The sequence below is a fragment of the Tateyamaria pelophila genome, assembly GCF_019966495.1.
In the GTDB taxonomy this organism is placed as follows: Bacteria; Pseudomonadota; Alphaproteobacteria; order Rhodobacterales; family Rhodobacteraceae; genus Tateyamaria; species Tateyamaria pelophila.
Genome location: NZ_JAIMIA010000001.1, coordinates 161,319 through 181,791 on the forward strand (window position 1 = coordinate 161,319; position 20,473 = coordinate 181,791).

A 20,473-nucleotide genomic window follows, 5' to 3' on the forward strand; every position below is an offset into this window, starting at 1 on the left:
TCTCGGAACTACGTGAATTGGGGACATCATGGCGAGCGTGCTTTGGCGTGGCAACTGGGCAACGCGGGCGCGGATCGCGTCCGGCCTCGTGCTCATGCTCTACGTCACGCTCCACTTGCTCAACATTGCGGCCGTTCTGATCTCCCCCAGCGTTGCCAATGCGTTTCAGGACCTCCGGCTGGCCGTCACCCGGAGCGCCCCGGGCGAGGTCCTGTTGGGCACCGCGCTGATCACGCATCTTTTGCTCGCGCTTTATAAAATCGCCATGCGGCGCTCGCTTCGGATGTCGCTGGGCGAAGGCATCCAGATTGCCTTTGGCATCACGATCCCACTGATCCTGAGCAGCCACATCATCTACACCCATATCGCATTTCAAGCCATCGGCGTGGATACCCGGTTGGGCTATGTCACCGCGTTGATATGGGACACGACCGATGGGTGGCTGCAGGTGGTCTTGATGGCCGTCACCTGGGTGCACGCCGCGATCGGCATACATATGTGGCTCAGGATAACGTCGTGGTGGGGGCGTGCCATTCCATGGATGATCGGGATCGCCGTTCTGGTACCGACTTTGGCCTTGCTGGGATTCGTCACCTCTGGCCGCGCGGTGCGGGAGATCCTCCAGGACCCAGGGACACGGGCCATGGCCTTTGAAGCCTGGGGATTTCCAGACCAACAAGGCTTTGATTTTCTCCGCACAATCGACACACGTGTGGACGGCATCATGTGGACAATTCTGGGCGTTCTGATCATATTCATCCTGATACGCTGGACCGTGGCGAGCATCCGCAAACCGGTGCGGATCACCTATGTGAACGGCCCGACCGTCCGGGCCGCGCGGGGGCCGACGCTGTTGGAAACATCGCGGATGGCAGGGGTGGTTCATACCGCGCTGTGCGGTGGACGTGGGCGGTGTACCACCTGCCGGGTCATCGTCGAGGACGGGCTTGATGACTTGCCACCGCCCTCAGCCGCGGAAAGGCGCGCCTTGCACGCGGTTGGCGCACCGCCGAATGCGCGGCTTGCTTGTCAGGTTCGGCCACAAGGCCCGACAACAGTGTTTCGAGTCTTTGCAGAGGATGGCAAACGGGGGCGCGCCCATGCCAGTCAAGGCAAGGAAGCCCGGCTTGCTGTCCTTTTTCTGGACATGCGCGGCTTTACGGCCCGGACCGACGGGCAACTGCCCTATGATGTGGTCTTCCTGTTGAACCGGTTCTTCGATGAGATCGTCCCGCCCATTCTCGCGGCGGATGGCACGATCGACAAGTATATGGGCGACGGGCTGATGGCTGTTTTTGAAACAAGGGATGACACCAGTTCGGCCCGCGCTGCACTCAAGGCGCTTGAAGGGATTGGGGCAGCGCTCGAGAAATTCAATGCCACCCTGACGCAAGAAGGCAGCACCCCAGTCTCGATCGGCATCGGCGTTCATCTGGGGACAGTCGTGCTGGGAGAGATCGGTGCGGCGGGTCGGGCGCCACGGACGCTGATCGGTGATACGGTCAACATCGCGTCGCGTCTGGAGAGTGAAACCAAGGCCCTTGGTGTGCAAGCGATTGTCTCCATTGATATTCTGATTGCCGCCGACATAAGTCCGCCCGATGACAGCCTCGTGTCGCTCACTTTGCGTGGCCGCGAAGCACCATTGCAAGCCTTGCCCCTGTCAGATGCGAGCGATGCAGGAGCACTTCAGACAGGCTCGTTCTGATCAGACCTGCGCCGCAGCTTCCGTGTCGCCCATTAACCACAATGTACAAAAACGTCGCATATTGAAAGTTTGTTCTTTCATGAACACACTTCTTCTGACATGTGTTCACGCATGAACGTAACTGAGTCTGTGACATGACAAGCGCCGCGACGAAACCCAATCCGGAATACGAAGATCAGCTCTTCCGTCTGTTGCGCCAGCTTGATCTGGCGCCGCAGGCGTCGCAACGGTCTACGGCCGAAGCGTTGGGCGTGTCTCTGGGTCGGCTCAACGCATTGCTGCGTGGCGCAACGGCAGCCGGTTTCGTCTCCGTCAGCGGCCATGACGGTCCCGACAAACGCCAACGCTACTACTATGCACTGACGACACGCGGTGCCGCCGAAAAAATTCGGCTCACTGACCAATTCTTAACTCGAAAGTTTGCAGAATACGACGCGCTCTATTCCGAACTGACTGGCACAACCTCTGGATTCAATCCCTTAAACTACAGGACAAAATTGATGGAAAATAATCTCGCCCCTATCCCGGAGCTATTCGTCTCCTATGACAGCGCGCAAAAGCTCAAAATGGAAGCTGCGAACCTTGTCAGCTGGGATCTGACACCACGTCAGATCTGTGACTTGGAGCTGTTGATGAACGGTGGGTTCAACCCGCTGAAGGGCTTTCTTTCCGAAGCGGATTACAACAGTGTCGTCAACGACATGCGCACCGTGGACGGTCATCTGTGGCCGATCCCGATCACGCTGGACGTCAACGAAAAATTCTCCGGCGATCTGGAGATCGGTCAGGACATCGCGCTGCGTGACCAGGAAGGCGTGATCCTCGCCACAATGACCGTCACCGACCGTTGGACACCCAACAAAGCGCTCGAAGCCGAAAAAGTGTTCGGAGCAGATGACAGCGCACACCCTGCCGTCAACTACCTGCATAACACGGCGGGCGACGTTTATCTGGGGGGACCGGTCACAGGCATCCAGCAACCTGTGCACTACGATTTCCGCGGCCGTCGCGATACGCCGAACGAATTGCGCGCGTTTTTCCGTAAAATGGGCTGGCGCAAGGTTGTGGCTTTCCAAACCCGGAACCCGCTGCACCGCGCGCACCAGGAACTGACCTTCCGCGCCGCACGTGAAGCACAGGCCAACCTGCTGATCCACCCGGTCGTGGGCCTGACCAAACCGGGCGACGTCGATCACTTCACCCGCGTGCGCTGCTACGAAGCGGTCCTCGACCAGTACCCGCAAGCGACAACTTCGATGTCCCTTCTGAACCTCGCCATGCGCATGGCAGGCCCGCGTGAAGCGGTCTGGCACGGCCTGATCCGCAAGAACCACGGCTGCACCCACTTCATCGTCGGTCGCGACCACGCAGGCCCCGGCAGCAACTCCGCTGGCGAAGATTTCTATGGCCCCTATGACGCGCAGGACCTGTTCCGCGCGCATCAGGAAGAGATGGGCATTGAAATGGTCGATTTCAAACACATGGTCTGGGTGCAGGAACGCGCCCAATACGAAGCCATGGACGAAATCAAAGATAAGGATGACATTACCATCCTGAACATCTCGGGCACGGAACTGCGCCGCCGCCTGGCCGAAGGTCTGGAAATCCCCGAATGGTTCTCGTTCCCCGAAGTGGTCAAGGAACTGCGTCGCACCAAGCCTCCACGCGACAAACAAGGGTTTACCGTCTTCTTCACCGGGTTCTCCGGGTCGGGCAAATCCACCATCGCAAACGCCTTGATGGTCAAGCTGATGGAAATGGGCGGACGTCCGGTGACATTGCTCGATGGTGACATCGTGCGCAAGAACCTGTCCTCCGAGCTGGGCTTCTCCAAAGAGCACCGCGACCTGAACATCCGCCGCATCGGCTATGTCGCGTCCGAGATCACCAAGAACGGCGGGATCGCCATCTGTGCGCCCATCGCGCCCTATGCCACCACGCGCCGCGCCGTGCGCGAAGACATCGAAGCTTTCGGTGCCTTTGTCGAAGTGCACGTCGCCACCACGATCGAAGAGTGTGAACGCCGTGACCGCAAAGGCCTGTACAAGCTGGCGCGTGAAGGCAAGATCAAAGAGTTCACAGGTATTTCAGACCCTTACGATGTGCCTGCAAACCCTGAGTTGAGCGTCGAAACCGAGAATGTCGACGTCGATAACTGCGCGCACCAGGTTCTGCTGAAACTGGAGTCGATGGGCCTGATCTAGACCATTCGAGCGATACCACCGGCGGAGGATGCCTCCGCCTTACGGGCTCGATCAGAGAGTCCCGCGGAAGTCTCTTCCCGTAAGGCGCACCCTTTGGTGCGCCTTTTTACAAGTGTAAGGATCCGCTTATCAACACATGCGCCTGGCCCGACACAACCACCCCGGTGATCGCCCCCCGTGGACCCAAAACTTCGACATATGCCCTGCCCGGCCGTCCCATTCCATGCCCTTGTTCTGCAACAAGGCGGGGCGTTCCAATCAACCCTTCAGACCACAGATAGGCGGCCATTGCCCCGGTCGCAGACCCGGTAAACGGATCCTCACCCGGACTTGGCGGCGCCAAAAGCAGCCGCGCATAGCTGTCACCCTCCTCAGTGGCACCCGCTTGCGTGACCCAGAATGGCTCCATCATGTCGGTCCCGTCGAGACCCAATTGGTCGAAGTAAGCCTGCAATCCGACACTGTTCAAACGCACCGCATTCAAAGTGGTGCGATCTTTCAGAACCGTTATGCAAAACGGCAACCCCGTCGAGACGATTCGGGGTGGGTGCACGATGTCTTCCGGCGCGATATCACCGACTGCGGCGACAAGCGCTTTGGGAACGTAAGGGCCGAAGTCCGGCGCGATCTGGGTCATCGTCACCTGACCATCGGCAATTGCAACCGACACAAGGCCTGCCCCGGTTTCCAAAACCAGCGTGCCGTCGCCGATCAAATCACGGTGGCGCAAAGCGGCGACAGTGGCCACCGTCGGGTGCCCCGCAAACGGGATTTCCCGACTGGCCAGAAAATAACGCACCCTAATATCTGCAACCGTCGAAGGGCCTGTAAACGTACACTCGACCAATGACGTTTCACGAACGAAAGCGAGACAGGTCTCTTCACCCAAACCTGCGCCATCGTGGACGACGGCGCATCCGTTTCCACCAAACGGGACATTGGTGAACGCGTCCACCCAGTCCACCTCAAATTGCATCGTGTTCCCCCTCAGACAATCTGGTTTGCAGAAACTTACGGGGGCTTCGTGGATAGATACAATCCGTCGGAGTAAATTTAGAGTGACGCGTCAAACAGTGAGGAATGCGTGATCCGTCCGCTTGCATCCCCAAAAAGCGGGCCACGTGAATGTACGCAGCCCGTCAATAAACCATCAGTGCAAAGGCTGCGGGGCGTAGTCGTTCTGAACCGCCAGTGCCAGCGCCAATTTGCGATTCGCCACCAAGGCCAATTGCTGACCTTCCGCATCATGTACAGCGAACAACTGCTTCAAGCCTTCGGCCTGATCCTGAACTTCCTTGGGCAACGCATCGACCGAGATCGGTTTGACATAGACCATGCGGCCCACATCAGCATTCAAATCATATGGCGTGTTCATGACTTATCCTTTCCGTATGTTGATCGTCTGCACGATCGTTTCGGGCTGGGCGCGGGTCAGATCCACATGCAGCAGACCATTCTCCATCACAGCTTCACCCACTTCGACACCATCGGCCAACACAAAACTGCGTTGGAACTGCCGTCCGGCAATGCCACGATGCAAAAATATGCGGCCCTCGGTCTCTTCTGCCTGTCGGCCGCGAATAACCAACTGCCGATCTTCAACGGTGATCGACAGGTCTTCTTCGGCGAAACCGGCCACGGCAAGCGTTATCCGGTACGAAAAGTCAGATGTTTGTTCGATGTTGAACGGCGGATAGCCTTCACTGCCCTTGGCAGTCCGTTCCAGAAGCCGTTCAAGTTGCTCAAACCCAAGCATATGCGGGTAAGAGGCCAAAGTCATTTTCGTCATACGACACGTCCTTTTAGGGCAAGCGACAGTCAGGTGTCCGTCCCGTATACGGCAACGAACACGCCTAATATGGGCAGAAACCATGTGTGTAACAAGGTCTAGGCGCATCGCGTTGTCGTGATTATATTAACGTTACACTAATTGTTTGGAATCATATCATGAACGCCCCCACGGATCTTTCGATGAAGAACGACGAAGTGCTGCGCGTTGAACTTGAAGTGTTTCGTCGCGAGCACCGGGATCTGGACGACTCTATCCGCGCGCTGCAGGAGATGCCCACTGCCGACCAGTTGACGGTGCAACGCCTGAAAAAGAAAAAGCTGCGTCTCAAGGATATAATTGCCAATATCGAAGATCGTCTGACCCCTGATATCATTGCGTGAAGCCGCCATTCACCCGCATGGGCAGACTTGCGTCCAGATGACTGAAGCGGCGCTTTCGGAAACGATTGCGCTTGACCACGAAACACCTATATTCCGCGCTTCTTGATCGCAGGAGAAGCAGTATGACCGTACAGGTTGGCATAATCATGGGCAGCCAATCCGACTGGCCGACGATGCGCGAGGCTGCGGATATGCTGGACGCGCTGGGTGTGCCTTATGAAAAGCGGATCGTCTCGGCGCACCGCACGCCGGACCGACTGTGGGACTATGGCAAAACCGCTGCAGAACGCGGTCTTCAGGTCATAATCGCGGGCGCTGGCGGTGCCGCGCATTTGCCGGGCATGATGGCCTCCAAGACGCGCGTCCCTGTGATCGGCGTTCCGGTCCAGACCCGGGCACTGTCCGGCGTGGACTCGCTCTATTCCATTGTGCAGATGCCGCGCGGTTTTCCGGTGGCGACCATGGCGATCGGTGCGGCCGGCGCAGCCAATGCGGGTCTGATGGCTGCGGGTATTCTTGCCTTGAACGATGCCAATCTGGCGGCACGTCTGGATCAATGGCGCGCAGACCTGTCGGCCTCCATCCCCGAGGTACCGACCGATGACTAAACCTTTGGCCCAGGGTGCAACCATCGGCATTCTCGGCGGAGGCCAATTGGGACGTATGCTGTCGGTTGCGGCCGCGCGGCTTGGCTTCAAGACCCACATCTTTGAGCCAAGCGCCCTGCCCCCGGCCGGTGACGTCGCGCACATGTGCACCACCGCCCCTTACGAAGACAACGACGCGCTCTTCGCCTTTGCCACCACGGTCGATGTCATCACCTATGAGTTCGAAAATATCCCCACCTTGACTCTGGATGCGCTCGAAGACCATGCGCCGATCCGGCCGGGCCGCGAGGCGCTGCGCGTCAGCCAGGACCGGCTTGTGGAAAAAGACTTCCTTTCTGGCCTCGGCCTGAAAACTGCCGCCTATGCGGACGTACCGGACATGGCCGCCCTCGCGACCGCGCTGGCCGCGATCGGCACGCCCGCGATCCTCAAGACGCGGCGCTTTGGCTATGACGGCAAGGGGCAAGCCCGGATCATGGCGGCGGCGGACGCGGCCACCGCCTTGACCGATATGAAGGGTGCGCCCGCAATCCTCGAAGGTTTCGTGGAGTTCAGCCACGAAGTCTCTGTCATCGCCGCGCGTGGTCTGGATGGGTCCGTGGCCTGTTTCGATCCGGGCGAGAATGTGCACAAGGATGGTATCTTGCACAGCACCACAATCCCTGCCCGCCTGTCAGCCAGCCAGCGTACGGATGCCATTCTGCTGGCCGCCAACATCCTGAACGCGCTCGATTATGTCGGGGTCATGGGAGTCGAGCTTTTTGTGACGCCGCAAGGATTGATCGTGAACGAGATTGCCCCGCGCGTGCACAATTCCGGGCACTGGACGCAGAATGGCTGCGTCGTGGATCAATTCGAGCAGCACATCCGCGCAATCGCGGGGTGGCCGCTGGGCGACGGCAAGCGTTACGCCGACGTGGTGATGGAAAACCTGATCGGAGACGACATGGAGCGCGTTCCCCAGATAGCGCGCGAGGCAGGCAGCGCTCTGCATCTCTACGGCAAAGCCGAAGCGCGCGCAGGTCGCAAAATGGGCCATGTCAACCGGGTCGTTTCATAGGCAGCAGCGCTATCTTGCAAGAATCCCGCACGTTGCCATGGACCTCGTAAGGCGGTCTTCAGCCCGCCACGAACCGCTCTGCCACATCCCCGGACATGTAACTGACGCGCCCGCCCGACAGGGTAGCCGCCACGCGATCTTCTGCATCCAAAATCACGATATCGGCGCGCAGCCCCGGGACCAGCCTGCCGCGATCCGTCAACCCAAGAACGCGGGCAGGCCCTGACGACACCAAGGCCCACGCCGCCGCGAAATCCAGCACGCCACTGCGCGCCAACATCAATGCCGCACGACGCGGAGATGGGTAGTGATAGTCAGATGCCAGGGCGTCGCACTGTCCCATCGCGACAAGGTCGAGCGCCGACACGTTGCCTTTGTGAGAGCCGCCACGCACCAGATTGGGTGCGCCCAGAACAACAGCGTCGCCCGCGGAACGTGCAGCCTCTGCCGCGCCTTGCGTTTCGGGAAATTCAGCCACACGCGCGCCACGCGCACGCCACTGCGCGCGCGCTTCGGCTGTGTTGTCATCATGACTTCCGATACGGACACCCGCAGCAAGCAACGCATCGCAGAGCGGGCCAAGGGCTGCGAACACCTCGCCGGAGCGCGCATGCAGATCCAGTAACATCTGGAAATGTACGTCCGGATTTCGCCCCGCTTTCAAGGCCTGCCCCGTGATCCGGGGCGGTTTACGCCCTTCGGCAAGGCGCTCATGTGGCAGGTGATCGTTGAACACGACATAGGCGACGCCCCACTTTGCCACCCGCTCCGGCAAGGTGGCATAAAGATCAATCAGATGCGTCTCGAACCGCAATTGCGGACGCAGATCCGTCACAAGATCCGGCCCGACCTCCGCGATCGCGGCAAAGACCTGATCGGCGAAGTCAAGGCCCCGCAACCCGCCTTCCCAACTGACGAATTGTGCCAGCACGCCCGTGGTGATGCCATTGGCCGCCAGTTCGGCTTCGGCCGCGCGCAATCCCTCGCCCATCTGCTTCATAGCACCGCGTCGCGGTGCAAGATGGCGCTCGAATCCGTCCCCGTGCACATCCACAATCCCAGGCAACACGCGAAACCCCGAAAGGTCTACGGCGCGTCCGACAGGCGCATCGACAATCAGCCCATCCGCCAAAGACAAGGGTGGGCGTGACAAACCGTCCGGATACAGGACCTCAGCCCCGATAATATCAATCGCCAGCACCGGAACGCCCCAAGATACACGCGCCCTCGGGACAACCCAGATGTTCCAGCACGGCATCCACCCAACGCAAATCGTGATTAAAGGCCCCGGTCTTCAAAAACGCCATGACCTGCGCAATCACATTGGGATTGTTCATCATGAACGTATGCGTGACCGGCAGCACGATGTGATCTGTCATGCCTGTAACCTTGGTGGAGGCAACCGAAACCTTTCCGTCGTCCGGCCCCGGCAGCAAAGAGGAAAAGTAGGGATTCAGCGATTGATCTCCCGCAACAATCCCAACCTGATAGTCGACAGCGGGCAGTCGGCGCGGCAAGCTTTCCGACCCGGTTCCAAGCTGGCCACCGGCAGGGCCGTTGAGCCACCCGAACGCCTCGATATCTCCAAGCGCATCAACCACTTCGCTGCCATTGTTGGGCGGCGCCAACATCACGACCCGCCCCAGCTTCTTCGGATGTGGATGGTTGGCCAACCAGTAACGCACCAGAATGCCGCCCATTGAGTGGGTGACGAAATGCACCGTATCGTCCCCGCAGGCGTTTATCGCGGCGGGAATGACTTCGGCGGCCAATTCCTGCACCGTTTCCGATGTGGAGGGATATCCGGGACGTACCACACGGTAATTTTCAGCCTTCAACGCTTGCTCCATCAGAACAAAGGACGTTTCTGTCCGCGCAAGCCCGTGCAACAACACCACGCAATCCGCACGGACGGCGCTCACACCGGCAAGCATCATAAGGCAAAAGGCGAAAAAGCGTTTCATAGCGGTTGAGATACACTCAAACATCGGCCTATGGAATGGCAACGCTTCGTCAATTCCAACAAAGGTACATCATGCGTCCCAAGTCTCCGCGCGTGGCCGTGCGCGCCGTAATCGTCGAAGACGGACGCCTCCTGATGGTCAATGCGTGGCCTGACGGTCAAAGCCCATTGATGTGTGCCCCCGGTGGCGGTGTCGAGGTCGGCAGCAGCCTGCCCGACAATCTGGCTCGCGAGGTCCAGGAAGAGACCGGCTTGCACGTATCCGTCGGCGCGCCGTGCCTGATAAACGAATTTCACGACCCGGCCAGCGGCTATCATCAGATCGATCTCTTCTTTCGCTGCACGATCCTGCCCGACAGCCCGCGACCCACGGACTGGACAGATACGGAACATATCGTGACGGATCGCCGCTGGTTGACACTGGATGAACTGGAAGCGATCCCGCACAAGCCTGACAGCCTCGGCGCGGCGGCTTTCGGAACTGAAGGGGTCAGCTACGATCCCCTTGAAGTTTTGGTGAAATAACCGCAAGTGCAATGCCCCCGAGCACAAGGATGGCCGAAACGACAATTGTAAGCGTGATCACCTCTCCCAATATCACCGCACCCGCAAGGATGGCGATGATCGGGACGCTCAGTTGAACCACCGCAGCCGTCTGGGCCTGCATGTCTGGTAATACAGAATACCAAAGCGCGTAGCCCAAACCGGATGTGACCGCTCCAGACGCGATCGCCAGTGCAATGCCCGAAGGTGCGGCATGCAGTGCGCCACCCAGCAAAGCGATTGCCAAAAGCGGTGTGGCAACGACGAAATTTGCAGCGGTCGTCGCCAAAGGGTCCCGGGCTCCCTTGCCTGCCAGTGTATAGGCGGCCCACCCCAAACCCGCCAAGACCATGAGCAGGGTGCCCGAAACATCAGCGCTCGCACCGTCGCTGGGCCACAGCGCCAGAACCAGTCCGACAAAAGCGATAGCGGCCCCTGTGATCTGCCGCGCCGAAGGTCGCGCACCTTGCAGGGCGGACCAACCGAACATCGATACCTGAACTGTGCCAAAGAGAATCAAGGCGCCCAGCCCAGCATCAAGAGAAATGTAAGCCAGAGAAAAGCCGATCATATAGGCGGCCAAACTGACAGATCCGACCACTCTGGCCGGTTCGAATACCGGCAACCGCCCCCCCCTGACCGCAAGGATCAGGCAGAGCGCCAAGGCACCGGACAGAACCCGGATCATGGCAAAGCTGGAGGGATCTATTGCACCATCGGCCACCGCCACCCGATTCAAAACGGAATTGGCGGCAAAGGCAGCCATGGTCAGGCAGGTCAACAGGATCAGACGCATCGCAGTGCACTAGCCCCGTTCTTCAACAGGGTCCAGCACCGGGTCGGTGGGTGGGCGCCTTTTGCCCGTCAGGGCAAAACAGAGCCACCCAACGACAAAGGGGCCGCATAACGCGGCCCCTTTCCCATATCGTTCAGCGCAGGGCTGGTTTACATCATGCCGCCCATGCCGCCCATGTCGGGCATGCCGCCGGGCGCACCGCCACCGTCTTTGGCAGGCTTGTCAGCAACCATCGCTTCGGTCGTGATCAACAGCGAAGCGACAGACGCTGCGTCTTGCAATGCTGTGCGCACAACTTTGGCCGGGTCAATGACGCCGAACTTGAACATGTCGCCATATTCTTCGGTCTGCGCGTTGAAACCGAATGTCAGATCGTCGCTTTCGCGGATTTTGCCCGCGACAACGGCACCGTCGACACCAGCGTTCTCAGCAATCTGACGCAAAGGCGCTTCGATCGCTTTACGAACGATCGAGATACCGACGTTCTGATCGTTGTTCTCACCGGTCAAGTCTGCAAGCTTTTTTCCGGCCTGGACCAGAGCTACACCACCACCGACAACAACACCTTCCTGCACGGCCGCACGGGTCGCGTTAAGGGCATCGTCAACGCGGTCCTTGCGCTCTTTCACTTCAACTTCGGACATGCCGCCGACGCGGATCACAGCAACACCGCCAGCCAGTTTGGCCACACGCTCTTGCAGTTTCTCACGATCGTAGTCGGAAGTTGTTTCCTCGATCTGGCCACGGATCTGGTTGACACGTGCTTCAATCTCGGCTTTTTCGCCGGCGCCGTCGATCACGGTCGTTTCGTCCTTGGTGATCTGAACGCGCTTGGCCGTGCCGAGCATATCCATTGTCACGGATTCAAGCTTCATGCCCAGTTCTTCGGAAATGACCTGACCACCGGTCAGAATGCCGATATCCTGCAGCATGGCTTTGCGGCGATCGCCAAAACCAGGGGCTTTGACAGCTGCGATTTTCAGGCCGCCGCGCAGTTTGTTCACAACCAGAGTTGCCAGCGCTTCGCCTTCCACGTCCTCTGCGATGATCAGCAAGGGTTTTTGCGACTGGATCACTTGCTCCAGCAGCGGAACCATGGGCTGCAGCGAAGACAGTTTCTTCTCGTGCAACAGGATCAAGCAGTCTTCAAGCTCCGCCGTCATCTTGTCGGCGTTGGTCACGAAGTAGGGGCTCAGGTAGCCACGGTCAAACTGCATGCCTTCGACAACGTCGGTCTCTGTTTCAAGACCTTTGTTTTCCTCGACGGTGATCACACCCTCGTTGCCGACTTTCTGCATCGCGTCAGCGATCTGGCGACCGATATCTGCTTCGCCGTTGGCCGAGATCGTGCCAACCTGCGCAACTTCGTCACTGTCGGACACGGGGCGCGCTGCGGCCTTGATGGCTTCAACCACTTTGGCTGTGGCCAGATCGATACCGCGCTTGAGGTCCATCGGGTTCATGCCGGCCGCAACCGATTTCATGCCTTCGCGGACGATGGCTTGCGCCAGAACAGTCGCGGTTGTTGTACCGTCGCCTGCTTCGTCATTGGTCCGGGAAGCAACTTCCTTGACCATCTGCGCGCCCATGTTCTCGAACTTGTCTTCAAGCTCGATCTCTTTTGCAACCGTCACACCGTCCTTGGTGATCCGGGGCGCGCCGAAAGATTTGTCGATTACCACGTTGCGGCCTTTCGGGCCCAATGTCACTTTGACGGCGTTTGCTAGGGTGTTGACGCCCTTGAGCATACGGTCACGTGCATCTGTATCGAATTTGACGTCCTTAGCCATATTCTATCTCCTTTGAGAATTGATTGAGAGGAATCAGAGAAGCTGCGGGCGCTTACTCGATGATTCCCATGATGTCGCCCTCTTTCATCATCAGCAGCTCTTCGCCGTCGATGGTGACTTCGGTGCCGGACCATTTGCCGAACAGGATCTTATCCCCGGCTTTAACGCCCATCTCGATCAGCTCGCCGCTGTCTTTGCGGGCGCCGGGGCCTGCAGACACGATTTCACCTTCGCTCGGCTTTTCCTTTGCGCTTTCGGGGATGATCAACCCGCCAGCGGTTTTCTCTTCGCTTTCCGTGCGGCGTACCAACACGCGGTCATGAAGCGGTTTCAATGCCATCTTTGCAGCTCCTTAAGGCTCAAAGTTTCTTCTCCCGGCCTCCGGATCGGAGACCATTAGCACTCACACCAGGCAAGTGATAACGATGGCTAGGTAGTAAGGTCTGAAAGCTGTGTCAACGCCCTCGCCACGGGAAATCTACAAAAATGTCCCGCCAGCCTTTGCGCTGGTGGCATAAATATTTGGCGCGTACCTTCACAATTCAACCCAACGTTTGAACCACAGATACCTGCGGAAACTTCGGATTGTCATAAGCTGAAGGACCCGCGCGTGGTATCAGGCGTCATTTTTCGACGCGAAAAATTGGCCGGAAACCGTGACGGTTTCCGTCTGCGTTTCAAATCCAGTCGCAGCACTTCTCGCTTTTATAAAATGGAATTCGGGTAAAATAACTACTTTCCGAGTGCATCGCTCGCACTGACAACGGCCTCCGCGCCGCTGGGAGACAGGCCATACACCCCTTTTTCCACCTTTTCGAACCAGCCGTAATGATCATCGCGCATCATCGTCGTGGCCCGGGGCACCCCCGTCTCCCGCGCCACGTCCGCACCTTTGCTGGCGCCGATTTCAAACAGGTACATCGCCAGCCTGAGCGCATCCTGTCGATAGGCCGTGATCAGGCCCGCGCGGGTCTGTCCCCCATTATTCGGATCGCCCTGGCGCCGGGCAAATTCGCGCAGCAACTGACCCTGGCGTCTGGCATTCTTGCGGGGTGCATAGGCGCCGGGGTCGCAATGGACCTGGACCAGCCCGTCCTTCAGGCGGACCGTCATCAAGCCCATTCCAAGACGTCGGCACAGGATCGTCATGTCCTTGGTCGCCTTCAAAAACCGTTTTCCCTTGCCGCGTGCCACGGCCATATAGACGTCATCGCTGACCTTCAGCCGCGCCACGCACTGGTGCACCAGCGCCAGCGAAAACCCCAGCTTCAGTTCGACAATGACGGGTGGTTCGCCGCCCCGTATAGCCACAACATCCGCCGCACCGACTTCGGACTTCACAACGTAGCCCTGGTCTTCCAGAAACGCTTTGACGGGCGGATAGAGATCAATTTCGCGGGTTTCTGCCATGGCTGCCACCTTTCCCGCCCCTGCGGCGAAAAGCAACGCCCCTGCCCCCAGTGACAACACATGTTTCGCTGCTATAAGGGCGCCAAAACCACACATTTCAAGGACAGTACTTCCATGACAACTCTTGTTTTCGGCCACAAATCCCCCGACACCGATTCGACCGGCTCGCCCATTATCTGGGCCTGGTACTTGAATGAAATCAAAGGCACTGAGGCAGAGGCCGTGCTCTTGGGTGAGCCCAACACCGAAGCCGCGTTCGTGCTGAAGAAATGGGACCTGCCCAAGCCACGCATCATCTCGACCGTAGACGCGGATCAGCCGGTCGTCATCGTCGACACAAACAACCCGGCCGAATTGCCCGACGCGATCAACGCCGCCGACATCACGGCCATCATCGACCACCACAAGCTGGTGGGTGGCCTTGAAACCAAAGGCCCCATCGACATTCGCATCGAGCCGTTGGCCTGCACCGCGACCATCATGTGGAAGATGATCGGCAAGGACATGGCGCAGGCGCCTACATCGGTCAAAGGGGCCATGCTGTCGTGCATCCTGTCGGACACGCTGGAATTCCGCTCCCCCACCACAACGCAGGAAGACAAGGCCATCGCCTTTGATCTGGCCCGCGATCTGGGCATCGACATTCCAACCTATGCTTCTGAAATGTTTGAAGCAAAATCGGACGTCTCCGCGTTTTCCGATGCGGAACTGCTGCGCATGGACAGCAAGGAATACGAAGTGGACGGCACCCAGTTCCGCGTCTCCGTTCTGGAAACCACGTCGCCCAAGCTGGTGCTGGACCGCAAGGATAGCCTCATGGCATCGATGGTCGATGTGGCCAAGGAAGACGGCGCGGATCAGGTTCTGTTGTTCGTGGTCGACATCCTGAACGAAGAAGCGACGATGCTGATTCCAAATGACATGACCAAGACAGTCGCCGAGAAAAGCTTTGGCGCCACCGTGTCCGGCGACACCGTCGTGTTGCCCGGCGTGATGAGCCGCAAGAAGCAGATCATTCCGAATCTCAAGGTCTGAGCAATCGACGCACTCAACCGAGTAGGTTTTCGAACGAGGGGCGGTCCGGAAGGGCCGCCCTTTTTCGTGCCGGTTCATCCCGTGTTCAGAAGGATTTACGGCCCACACCAGGGAGGCACAGGGCGTGCACAGCCCGTGCACCACCTGTGCACCGGCAGCGCACGCAGATGCCATGGTTAAGGCAACGCGCGCCCTGCGGGCAGAAAACGCACATCCCCTATCGTTGCCCATCGCAACGGGCTAGTATTTGCGGCAAGTGGGAGCATCCATGTCTACAGTCACGCTGCACAAAGATGGCCGCATCGGTCGCATCATCCTGAACCGACCCGAGGTGATGAACGCCATCGACGACGATCTGCCGCGCGATCTGGAACAGGCGGTCAAGACCCTCGATGCCGATCCGGACATTCACGTCATGATCCTGTCCGGCGCGGGGGACGCGTTTTGTGCAGGCTACGATCTGGCGCATTATGCAGAGGATCCGGACAATCGCCTGACGCAGGGCATGCCCTGGGATCCGATGCAGGATTACGCGTTCATGTGGGCGAACACGCAGGCATTCATGTCCACGTTTCGGGCGATGCAGCCGGTGATATGCAAGGTTCATGGCTATGCTGTCGCCGGCAGGTCCGATATTGCGCTGTGTTGTGATCTGGTTGTGATGGCCGATGACGCGCAAATCGGGTACATGCCCGCGCGTGTCTGGGGCTGCCCCACGACGGCGATGTGGGTGTACCGCCTTGGCCTTGAGAAGGCCAAACGCATGCTGCTGACCGGCGACAAGATCACTGGGCGCGAGGCAGCCGAGATGGGACTTGTACTCAAATCCGTGCCCGCGGACCAGTTGGACGCGGAGGTCGACGCGCTCGCCGCGCGCATGGCGACCGTGCCGATCAACCAGTTGGCCATGAACAAGATGGTCATCAATCAGACCATCGAGGCGACGATCAACCAGACGCAACGACTGGCCACGGTCTTTGACGGGATCACGCGCCATTCGCCCGAGGGGCTGAATTTCAAGGCCCGGTCCGAGACCGTGGGCTGGAAGCAGGCGGTGCGCGAGCGCGACAGCGGGCTGTATGACTGGACAAAGGACCGCCCGCTGAACAGCACCGACTGAACCCTTTTCATACCGGCGGGGCTGTGGCAGACCGATGCCAGATCAACCCGAAAGGCGTACCCATGGCCCAGATCATTTCTGCTCTGTCCGAAATTTCCGACCGCTACGACGCGCTCTTTGTCGATCTGTGGGGATGCGTGCACAACGGCGTGCACGCCCTGCCCGAGGCGGTGGCGGCGTTGCAAGCCTACCGCGCCAAGGGGGGCAAGGTGGTGATGCTGACCAATTCTCCGCGCCCGCGTGCAGGCGTGCAGAAACAACTGACGCAGTTCGGCGTACCGGATGACGCCTGGGATACGATTGCGACGTCCGGCGACAGCGCCCGTGCCGCCATGTTTCGCGGTGCGGTCGGCGATAAGGTCTACTTTATTGGCCAGCCCGGCGAAGAGAAGTTTTTCGAACCCATCGGCGTGATCAAGGCGCCGATTGATCTGAAAATGGTGCCGTTGACCGAAGCCACCGGCATTGTGCTGACCGGCCCGCGTGATCCAATGGCCGACCCCGATGTGATGCGCCCCGAGTTCTTGATGGCCAAGCAACTGGGACTCAAACTGCTCTGCGCCAACCCGGATATCGTGGTGGATCGCGGCGATGTGCGCCAATGGTGCGCCGGGGCGCTCGCCAAGCTCTATACGGAGATGGGCGGCGAAAGCCTGTATTTCGGCAAGCCGCATCCCCCGATCTATGATCTGGCGCGGCGGCGACTGGCCGAATTGGAGGTGGACGTGCCCGACAGCGCGATTCTCGCGATTGGCGACGGGGTGCTGACCGATATCGCAGGAGCGATGGGCGAAGATATTGATTCCCTGTTCATCTCCGGCGGGCTGGCGGCTTCCGAGACAAAAACGACGGATCAACCGGACCCCGACCTGCTAGAGCGCTATTTGGAAAAGGAAAAAAGCGCGCCGACCTTCGCGATAGGGCAACTCCGCTGACCCTCTTTTTGCTTGATTTTCTGCGCGTGCAAAGTAATAACCTTGCGTAAGTGATAATATTTACGTCAGATAATTACCGGAGCGTCACATGTTGGACAATCTACCCCGCGGCACGATCTGTATCGAAGATATCGAAATGGGCATGACCCGTCACCTGCGTAAGGTCGTGACGGATGAAGACATTGAGATGTTCGCGCAGGTGTCGACCGACCGGAACCCGGTGCATCTGGATGACGACTATGCCCGCGACACGATTTTCGAGGGCCGCATTGCCCATGGCATGCTGACCGCCGGATTGATTTCGGCCGTGATCGGAGAGCAACTGCCCGGTCATGGCACGGTTTACATGGGCCAGTCGCTGAAGTTTCTGGCCCCCGTGCGGCCCGGCGACATGGTCCATGCCGAGGTCAAGGTCAGTGACATCGATTTCAGCAAGCGGCGGGTCAAGCTGGAATGCCATTGCAGTGTCGATGGCAAGAAGGTCCTGATTGGGGAAGCGACGGTGCTGGCCCCTTCGCGTAAATTCGACTGAGGTTTTGAACCGATCCGTAGCCGGGGCTCCGCCCCCGGCACTTGCGCGCCTCCCCCGGGATATTTTTGGCCGAAAGAAGAGATCGGGTGTTCTTGCCCTCGGACCGGCACGCCGCTAGGCATGGCCCATGAGGATCATTCGCGACTATCAGTTTGTTGAGCCGGCCGATCGTGGGGCCACCGCTGCCATCGGCAATTTCGATGGTGTCCATCTGGGCCATCGGTCCGTCATAGAACTGGCCCGAAAGGCGGTGCCGGATGCACCCTTGGGGATCTTGACCTTTGAGCCGCATCCGCGTGTCTATTTTGCGCCGGATGCCCCGCCGTTTCGGCTGATGAGCCAGGCTGCCCGCACCAGCCGGTTGGAAAAGCTCGGTGTGGAGCGGTTGTATGAGTTGCCCTTCAATGCGGGCATGGCGGCGTTGAGCCCGCGTGCGTTTGCCGAGCGGGTGATATGCGAAGGCCTTGGCCTTGCCCATGTGGTGGTGGGGGCCGATTTCTGTTTTGGCAACAAGCGGGCCGGGACGGCGGAGGATCTGGTTCGATATGGCGCTGAGATGGGGTTTGGTGTGACGATTGCGCCCTTGCTGGCCCAGTCCGTCGCCACGGTGTCGTCCACGGCGATCCGTCAGGCCCTGAGCGAGGGCCGGCCCCGCGATGCCGCGGCGATGCTGGGCCATTGGCACCGCATCGAGGCCCCGGTGATCGGCGGAGAACAGCGCGGCCGAACCCTGGGGTACCCTACCGCGAACATGTCGATTGACGGGCTGCATCCACCTGCCTTTGGCGTCTATGCCGTGTTGGTTGAGGTTCTGGAGGGGCCGCACCGCGGCCAGTATCACGGAGTGGCCTCGATGGGCGTGCGCCCGATGTTTGGCGAGAACAGGCCCAACCTTGAGACGTTCCTCTTTGATTTCTCGGGCGACCTTTATGGCACGCCCTTGTCCGTTGCCTTGGTCGAGTACTTGCGCGGGGAAGAGAAATTTGACGGGCTGGACGCGTTGATCACGCAGATGGATGCCGATAGCGCCCGTGCACGTGCGATTTTGGCGGCCCTATGAGCGATCCTATTCGGCGCGACGGATTGGCCCATCGGTTCTGGGAGAAAAAGCCGCTGAAGTCCCTGAACAAGGATGAATGGGAGGCCTTGTGCGATGGCTGTGGCAAATGCTGCCTCAACAAGCTGGAGGATGAGGACAGTGGCGAGGTGGCGTTGACCCGTGTCGCCTGCCGCTTGCTGGACGATGCCACCTGTCGCTGCGCCCATTACGAGACCCGCCACCAGTTCGTGCCCGAATGTATCGTGCTGAAGCCGTCGAACATCGACAGCCACGCCTATTGGATGCCGCAAACCTGCGCCTATCGGTTGTTGCATACCGGACAGCCCCTGCCCGACTGGCATCCGCTGATCACCGGCACGCCGGACAGTGTGCATGCGGCGGGCGTTTCGGTGCAGGGCAGAACCGTCAGCGAATTCGATATCGCGGACGAGGATTGGGAAGACTATATCATCGAGGAGCCGACCTGATGTTTTTCACCTCTGACAATGCGGGGCCAGTCCATCCAAAGATCATGGAGCGGGTGGTCGCGGCCAATGAGGGCCCGGCGATGCCTTATGGGGCAGATCCGATTATGGACGAGGTGCGTGACGCCATCCGCACGACCTTTGAAGCGCCGGAGGCCGTCGTCTATCTGGTCGCCACGGGAACGGCGGCGAATGCGCTGGGGCTGGCCTGCTATACCCAGCCCTGGCAGACGGTATTTTGCACGCCCATGGCTCATATCAGTGAGGACGAGTGCAACGCGCCTGAGTTTTACAGTGGCGGGGCCAAGCTTACGCTGGTGCCGGGCAGCGATCTGATGTGCCCGGATGCCTTGCGCACTGCCATCGACGCGGAGGAGAGTCGCGGGGTGCACGGCGCGCAGCGCGGGCCGGTTTCGCTCACGCAAGTGACGGAGCATGGCGGCGTCTACAGCCTTGATGCCTTGCACGCATTGACGGGCGTGGCCAAGGACTATGGCCTGCCCGTGCACATGGATGGGGCCCGTTTTGCAAATGCTCTGGTCGCCTTGGGGTGTAGCCCGGCGGAAATGACCTGGAAAGCGGGCGTTGATGTTGTCAGCTTTGGTGGAACCAAGAACGGGTGCATGGGCGTTGAAGCGGTCATTTTCTTTGATCCTGCCAAGGCGTGGGAGTTTGAATTGCGGCGCAAACGCGCGGCACACCTGTTTTCCAAACACCGCTATCTGAGTGCGCAGATGGCGGGATATCTGGAGAATGGCTTGTGGCTTGAGCTTGCAGAGCGGGCCAATGGCACGGCCGCGCGGTTGGCAGACGGGCTGCGCGAGGCGGGTGCGGAACTGCTTTATGAACCCCGTGCCAACATGATCTTTGCCGCCTTCCCGCGCACCCTGCACAAGCGGCTGCATGAGGCGGGGGCGAAATACTATTTGTGGGGCAGCAAGTTGGAAGGGGATGACCCGGACGAACGTCTGGCCGCCCGGTTTGTCTGTGACTGGTCGCGCACGCATGACGAGGTCGATGCGTTTCTGGCGCTCCTCTAGCGCCAGAGCGTCTGCGTCTTGAGCGCGGGCGAC

22 protein-coding genes are annotated in these 20,473 nt (G+C 59.5%); 13 read left to right on the forward strand and 9 right to left on the reverse strand.

Features of this window, described 5'->3' with window-relative positions; translation table 11 throughout:
• Positions 1-28: 28 nt before the first annotated feature.
• Both LC354_RS00790 and LC354_RS00795 read left to right on the forward strand, forming a co-directional pair.
• Entirely contained in the window at positions 29-1,708 is a 1,680-nt protein-coding gene (locus tag LC354_RS00790; protein WP_223420879.1) for an adenylate/guanylate cyclase domain-containing protein, read from the forward strand.
• A 134-nt stretch (positions 1,709-1,842) separates the two neighbouring features.
• Positions 1,843-3,912, forward strand: a complete 2,070-nt coding sequence (locus tag LC354_RS00795; RefSeq protein WP_223420881.1) for a bifunctional sulfate adenylyltransferase/adenylylsulfate kinase — start codon at positions 1,843-1,845, stop codon at positions 3,910-3,912.
• Between the two features lie 106 nt (positions 3,913-4,018).
• On the opposite strand, the gene LC354_RS00800 is transcribed toward LC354_RS00795, so the two are convergent.
• The 3 genes from LC354_RS00800 to LC354_RS00810 all read right to left on the reverse strand — a co-directional run bounded on the left by LC354_RS00800 (position 4,019) and on the right by LC354_RS00810 (position 5,701).
• A complete protein-coding gene (locus tag LC354_RS00800) occupies positions 4,019-4,888 on the reverse strand; it encodes a PhzF family phenazine biosynthesis protein (protein ID WP_223420882.1) in 870 nt (289 codons plus the stop codon).
• 174 nt (positions 4,889-5,062) lie between these two features.
• Positions 5,063-5,287 (reverse strand): DUF1150 family protein, encoded by a 225-nt coding sequence (locus LC354_RS00805; protein WP_223420884.1) that lies wholly within the window; start codon positions 5,285-5,287, stop codon positions 5,063-5,065.
• A gap of 3 nt (positions 5,288-5,290) precedes the next feature.
• Positions 5,291-5,701 (reverse strand): Hsp20 family protein, encoded by a 411-nt coding sequence (locus LC354_RS00810; RefSeq protein ID WP_223420886.1) that lies wholly within the window; start codon positions 5,699-5,701, stop codon positions 5,291-5,293.
• Positions 5,702-5,859: 158 nt separating this feature from the next.
• On the opposite strand from LC354_RS00810, the gene LC354_RS00815 reads away from it, so the two are divergent.
• The 3 genes from LC354_RS00815 to LC354_RS00825 all read left to right on the forward strand — a co-directional run bounded on the left by LC354_RS00815 (position 5,860) and on the right by LC354_RS00825 (position 7,752).
• Positions 5,860-6,084, forward strand: a complete 225-nt coding sequence (locus LC354_RS00815; RefSeq protein WP_223420887.1) for a YdcH family protein — start codon at positions 5,860-5,862, stop codon at positions 6,082-6,084.
• Between the two features lie 122 nt (positions 6,085-6,206).
• Positions 6,207-6,692, forward strand: a complete 486-nt coding sequence (gene purE / locus LC354_RS00820; protein WP_223420890.1) for a 5-(carboxyamino)imidazole ribonucleotide mutase — start codon at positions 6,207-6,209, stop codon at positions 6,690-6,692.
• Positions 6,685-7,752 carry a 5-(carboxyamino)imidazole ribonucleotide synthase gene (locus tag LC354_RS00825; RefSeq protein ID WP_223420891.1) on the forward strand — a complete coding sequence of 356 codons (1,068 nt, stop codon included), beginning with the start codon at positions 6,685-6,687 and terminating at the stop codon, positions 7,750-7,752. Before purE ends, LC354_RS00825 begins: the two co-directional genes overlap by 8 nt.
• 58 nt (positions 7,753-7,810) lie before the next feature.
• Here LC354_RS00825 and LC354_RS00830 read toward each other — a convergent pair whose 3' ends face one another.
• Both LC354_RS00830 and LC354_RS00835 read right to left on the reverse strand, forming a co-directional pair.
• A complete protein-coding gene (locus LC354_RS00830; protein ID WP_399202693.1) occupies positions 7,811-8,953 on the reverse strand; it encodes an alpha-D-ribose 1-methylphosphonate 5-triphosphate diphosphatase in 1,143 nt (380 codons plus the stop codon).
• Complete coding sequence (locus LC354_RS00835; protein ID WP_223420895.1) at positions 8,940-9,716, reverse strand: alpha/beta fold hydrolase; 777 nt, start codon at positions 9,714-9,716, stop codon at positions 8,940-8,942. Before LC354_RS00835 ends, LC354_RS00830 begins: the two co-directional genes overlap by 14 nt.
• Before the next feature lie 71 nt (positions 9,717-9,787).
• Here LC354_RS00835 and LC354_RS00840 point away from each other — a divergent pair, with 71 nt between their 5' ends.
• Positions 9,788-10,240 carry an NUDIX domain-containing protein gene (locus LC354_RS00840; protein WP_223420897.1) on the forward strand — a complete coding sequence of 151 codons (453 nt, stop codon included), beginning with the start codon at positions 9,788-9,790 and terminating at the stop codon, positions 10,238-10,240.
• On the opposite strand, the gene LC354_RS00845 is transcribed toward LC354_RS00840, so the two are convergent.
• From LC354_RS00845 to LC354_RS00860, 4 genes are all read right to left on the reverse strand, one after another.
• On the reverse strand, positions 10,206-11,054 hold the full coding sequence (locus LC354_RS00845) for a DMT family transporter (RefSeq protein WP_223420898.1): 849 nt from the start codon (positions 11,052-11,054) through the stop codon (positions 10,206-10,208). The two genes, LC354_RS00840 and LC354_RS00845, sit on opposite strands and share 35 nt — an antisense overlap.
• Positions 11,055-11,203: 149 nt before the next feature.
• Positions 11,204-12,844, reverse strand: a complete 1,641-nt coding sequence (gene groL / locus LC354_RS00850) for a chaperonin GroEL (RefSeq protein WP_223420900.1) — start codon at positions 12,842-12,844, stop codon at positions 11,204-11,206.
• A gap of 52 nt (positions 12,845-12,896) precedes the next feature.
• A complete protein-coding gene (locus tag LC354_RS00855; RefSeq protein WP_223420904.1) occupies positions 12,897-13,184 on the reverse strand; it encodes a co-chaperone GroES in 288 nt (95 codons plus the stop codon).
• A 392-nt stretch (positions 13,185-13,576) separates the two neighbouring features.
• A complete protein-coding gene (locus LC354_RS00860; protein ID WP_223420905.1) occupies positions 13,577-14,254 on the reverse strand; it encodes a DUF2161 domain-containing phosphodiesterase in 678 nt (225 codons plus the stop codon).
• 114 nt (positions 14,255-14,368) lie between these two features.
• On the opposite strand from LC354_RS00860, the gene LC354_RS00865 reads away from it, so the two are divergent.
• The 7 genes from LC354_RS00865 (at position 14,369) to LC354_RS00895 (ending at position 20,440) form a co-directional block, all read left to right on the forward strand.
• Positions 14,369-15,289 (forward strand): manganese-dependent inorganic pyrophosphatase, encoded by a 921-nt coding sequence (locus LC354_RS00865; protein WP_223420907.1) that lies wholly within the window; start codon positions 14,369-14,371, stop codon positions 15,287-15,289.
• Positions 15,290-15,557: 268 nt separating this feature from the next.
• Complete coding sequence (locus LC354_RS00870; RefSeq protein ID WP_223420909.1) at positions 15,558-16,409, forward strand: crotonase/enoyl-CoA hydratase family protein; 852 nt, start codon at positions 15,558-15,560, stop codon at positions 16,407-16,409.
• Positions 16,410-16,471: 62 nt separating this feature from the next.
• Positions 16,472-17,344, forward strand: coding sequence for a TIGR01459 family HAD-type hydrolase (locus LC354_RS00875; protein WP_223420911.1), 873 nt, complete (start codon positions 16,472-16,474; stop codon positions 17,342-17,344).
• Between the two features lie 88 nt (positions 17,345-17,432).
• On the forward strand, positions 17,433-17,876 hold the full coding sequence (locus LC354_RS00880) for a MaoC family dehydratase (protein ID WP_223420913.1): 444 nt from the start codon (positions 17,433-17,435) through the stop codon (positions 17,874-17,876).
• A gap of 127 nt (positions 17,877-18,003) precedes the next feature.
• Positions 18,004-18,936: a bifunctional riboflavin kinase/FAD synthetase gene (locus LC354_RS00885; RefSeq protein WP_223420916.1), complete on the forward strand. Its 933-nt coding sequence runs from the start codon at positions 18,004-18,006 to the stop codon at positions 18,934-18,936.
• Positions 18,933-19,403: a YcgN family cysteine cluster protein gene (locus tag LC354_RS00890; protein ID WP_223420918.1), complete on the forward strand. Its 471-nt coding sequence runs from the start codon at positions 18,933-18,935 to the stop codon at positions 19,401-19,403. Before LC354_RS00885 ends, LC354_RS00890 begins: the two co-directional genes overlap by 4 nt.
• Positions 19,403-20,440 carry a threonine aldolase family protein gene (locus LC354_RS00895; RefSeq protein ID WP_223420920.1) on the forward strand — a complete coding sequence of 346 codons (1,038 nt, stop codon included), beginning with the start codon at positions 19,403-19,405 and terminating at the stop codon, positions 20,438-20,440. The genes LC354_RS00890 and LC354_RS00895 overlap by 1 nt, the downstream gene beginning before the upstream one ends.
• Positions 20,441-20,473: the final 33 nt, after the last annotated feature.

Coding starts and splice junctions, on each gene's coding strand:
- LC354_RS00790 (WP_223420879.1), top strand. CDS start 29: ATGGCGAGCGTGCTTTGGCGTGGCAACTGGGCAACGCGGGCGCGGATC.
- LC354_RS00895 (WP_223420920.1), top strand. CDS start 19,403: ATGTTTTTCACCTCTGACAATGCGGGGCCAGTCCATCCAAAGATCATG.
- LC354_RS00840 (WP_223420897.1), top strand. CDS start 9,788: ATGCGTCCCAAGTCTCCGCGCGTGGCCGTGCGCGCCGTAATCGTCGAA.
- LC354_RS00815 (WP_223420887.1), top strand. CDS start 5,860: ATGAACGCCCCCACGGATCTTTCGATGAAGAACGACGAAGTGCTGCGC.
- LC354_RS00860 (WP_223420905.1), bottom strand. CDS start 14,254: ATGGCAGAAACCCGCGAAATTGATCTCTATCCGCCCGTCAAAGCGTTT.
- purE (WP_223420890.1), top strand. CDS start 6,207: ATGACCGTACAGGTTGGCATAATCATGGGCAGCCAATCCGACTGGCCG.
- LC354_RS00875 (WP_223420911.1), top strand. CDS start 16,472: ATGGCCCAGATCATTTCTGCTCTGTCCGAAATTTCCGACCGCTACGAC.
- LC354_RS00805 (WP_223420884.1), bottom strand. CDS start 5,287: ATGAACACGCCATATGATTTGAATGCTGATGTGGGCCGCATGGTCTAT.
- LC354_RS00845 (WP_223420898.1), bottom strand. CDS start 11,054: ATGCGTCTGATCCTGTTGACCTGCCTGACCATGGCTGCCTTTGCCGCC.
- LC354_RS00800 (WP_223420882.1), bottom strand. CDS start 4,888: ATGCAATTTGAGGTGGACTGGGTGGACGCGTTCACCAATGTCCCGTTT.
- LC354_RS00855 (WP_223420904.1), bottom strand. CDS start 13,184: ATGGCATTGAAACCGCTTCATGACCGCGTGTTGGTACGCCGCACGGAA.
- LC354_RS00865 (WP_223420907.1), top strand. CDS start 14,369: ATGACAACTCTTGTTTTCGGCCACAAATCCCCCGACACCGATTCGACC.
- LC354_RS00890 (WP_223420918.1), top strand. CDS start 18,933: ATGAGCGATCCTATTCGGCGCGACGGATTGGCCCATCGGTTCTGGGAG.
- LC354_RS00825 (WP_223420891.1), top strand. CDS start 6,685: ATGACTAAACCTTTGGCCCAGGGTGCAACCATCGGCATTCTCGGCGGA.
- LC354_RS00870 (WP_223420909.1), top strand. CDS start 15,558: ATGTCTACAGTCACGCTGCACAAAGATGGCCGCATCGGTCGCATCATC.
- LC354_RS00880 (WP_223420913.1), top strand. CDS start 17,433: ATGTTGGACAATCTACCCCGCGGCACGATCTGTATCGAAGATATCGAA.
- LC354_RS00835 (WP_223420895.1), bottom strand. CDS start 9,716: ATGAAACGCTTTTTCGCCTTTTGCCTTATGATGCTTGCCGGTGTGAGC.
- LC354_RS00885 (WP_223420916.1), top strand. CDS start 18,004: ATGAGGATCATTCGCGACTATCAGTTTGTTGAGCCGGCCGATCGTGGG.
- groL (WP_223420900.1), bottom strand. CDS start 12,844: ATGGCTAAGGACGTCAAATTCGATACAGATGCACGTGACCGTATGCTC.
- LC354_RS00795 (WP_223420881.1), top strand. CDS start 1,843: ATGACAAGCGCCGCGACGAAACCCAATCCGGAATACGAAGATCAGCTC.
- LC354_RS00810 (WP_223420886.1), bottom strand. CDS start 5,701: ATGACGAAAATGACTTTGGCCTCTTACCCGCATATGCTTGGGTTTGAG.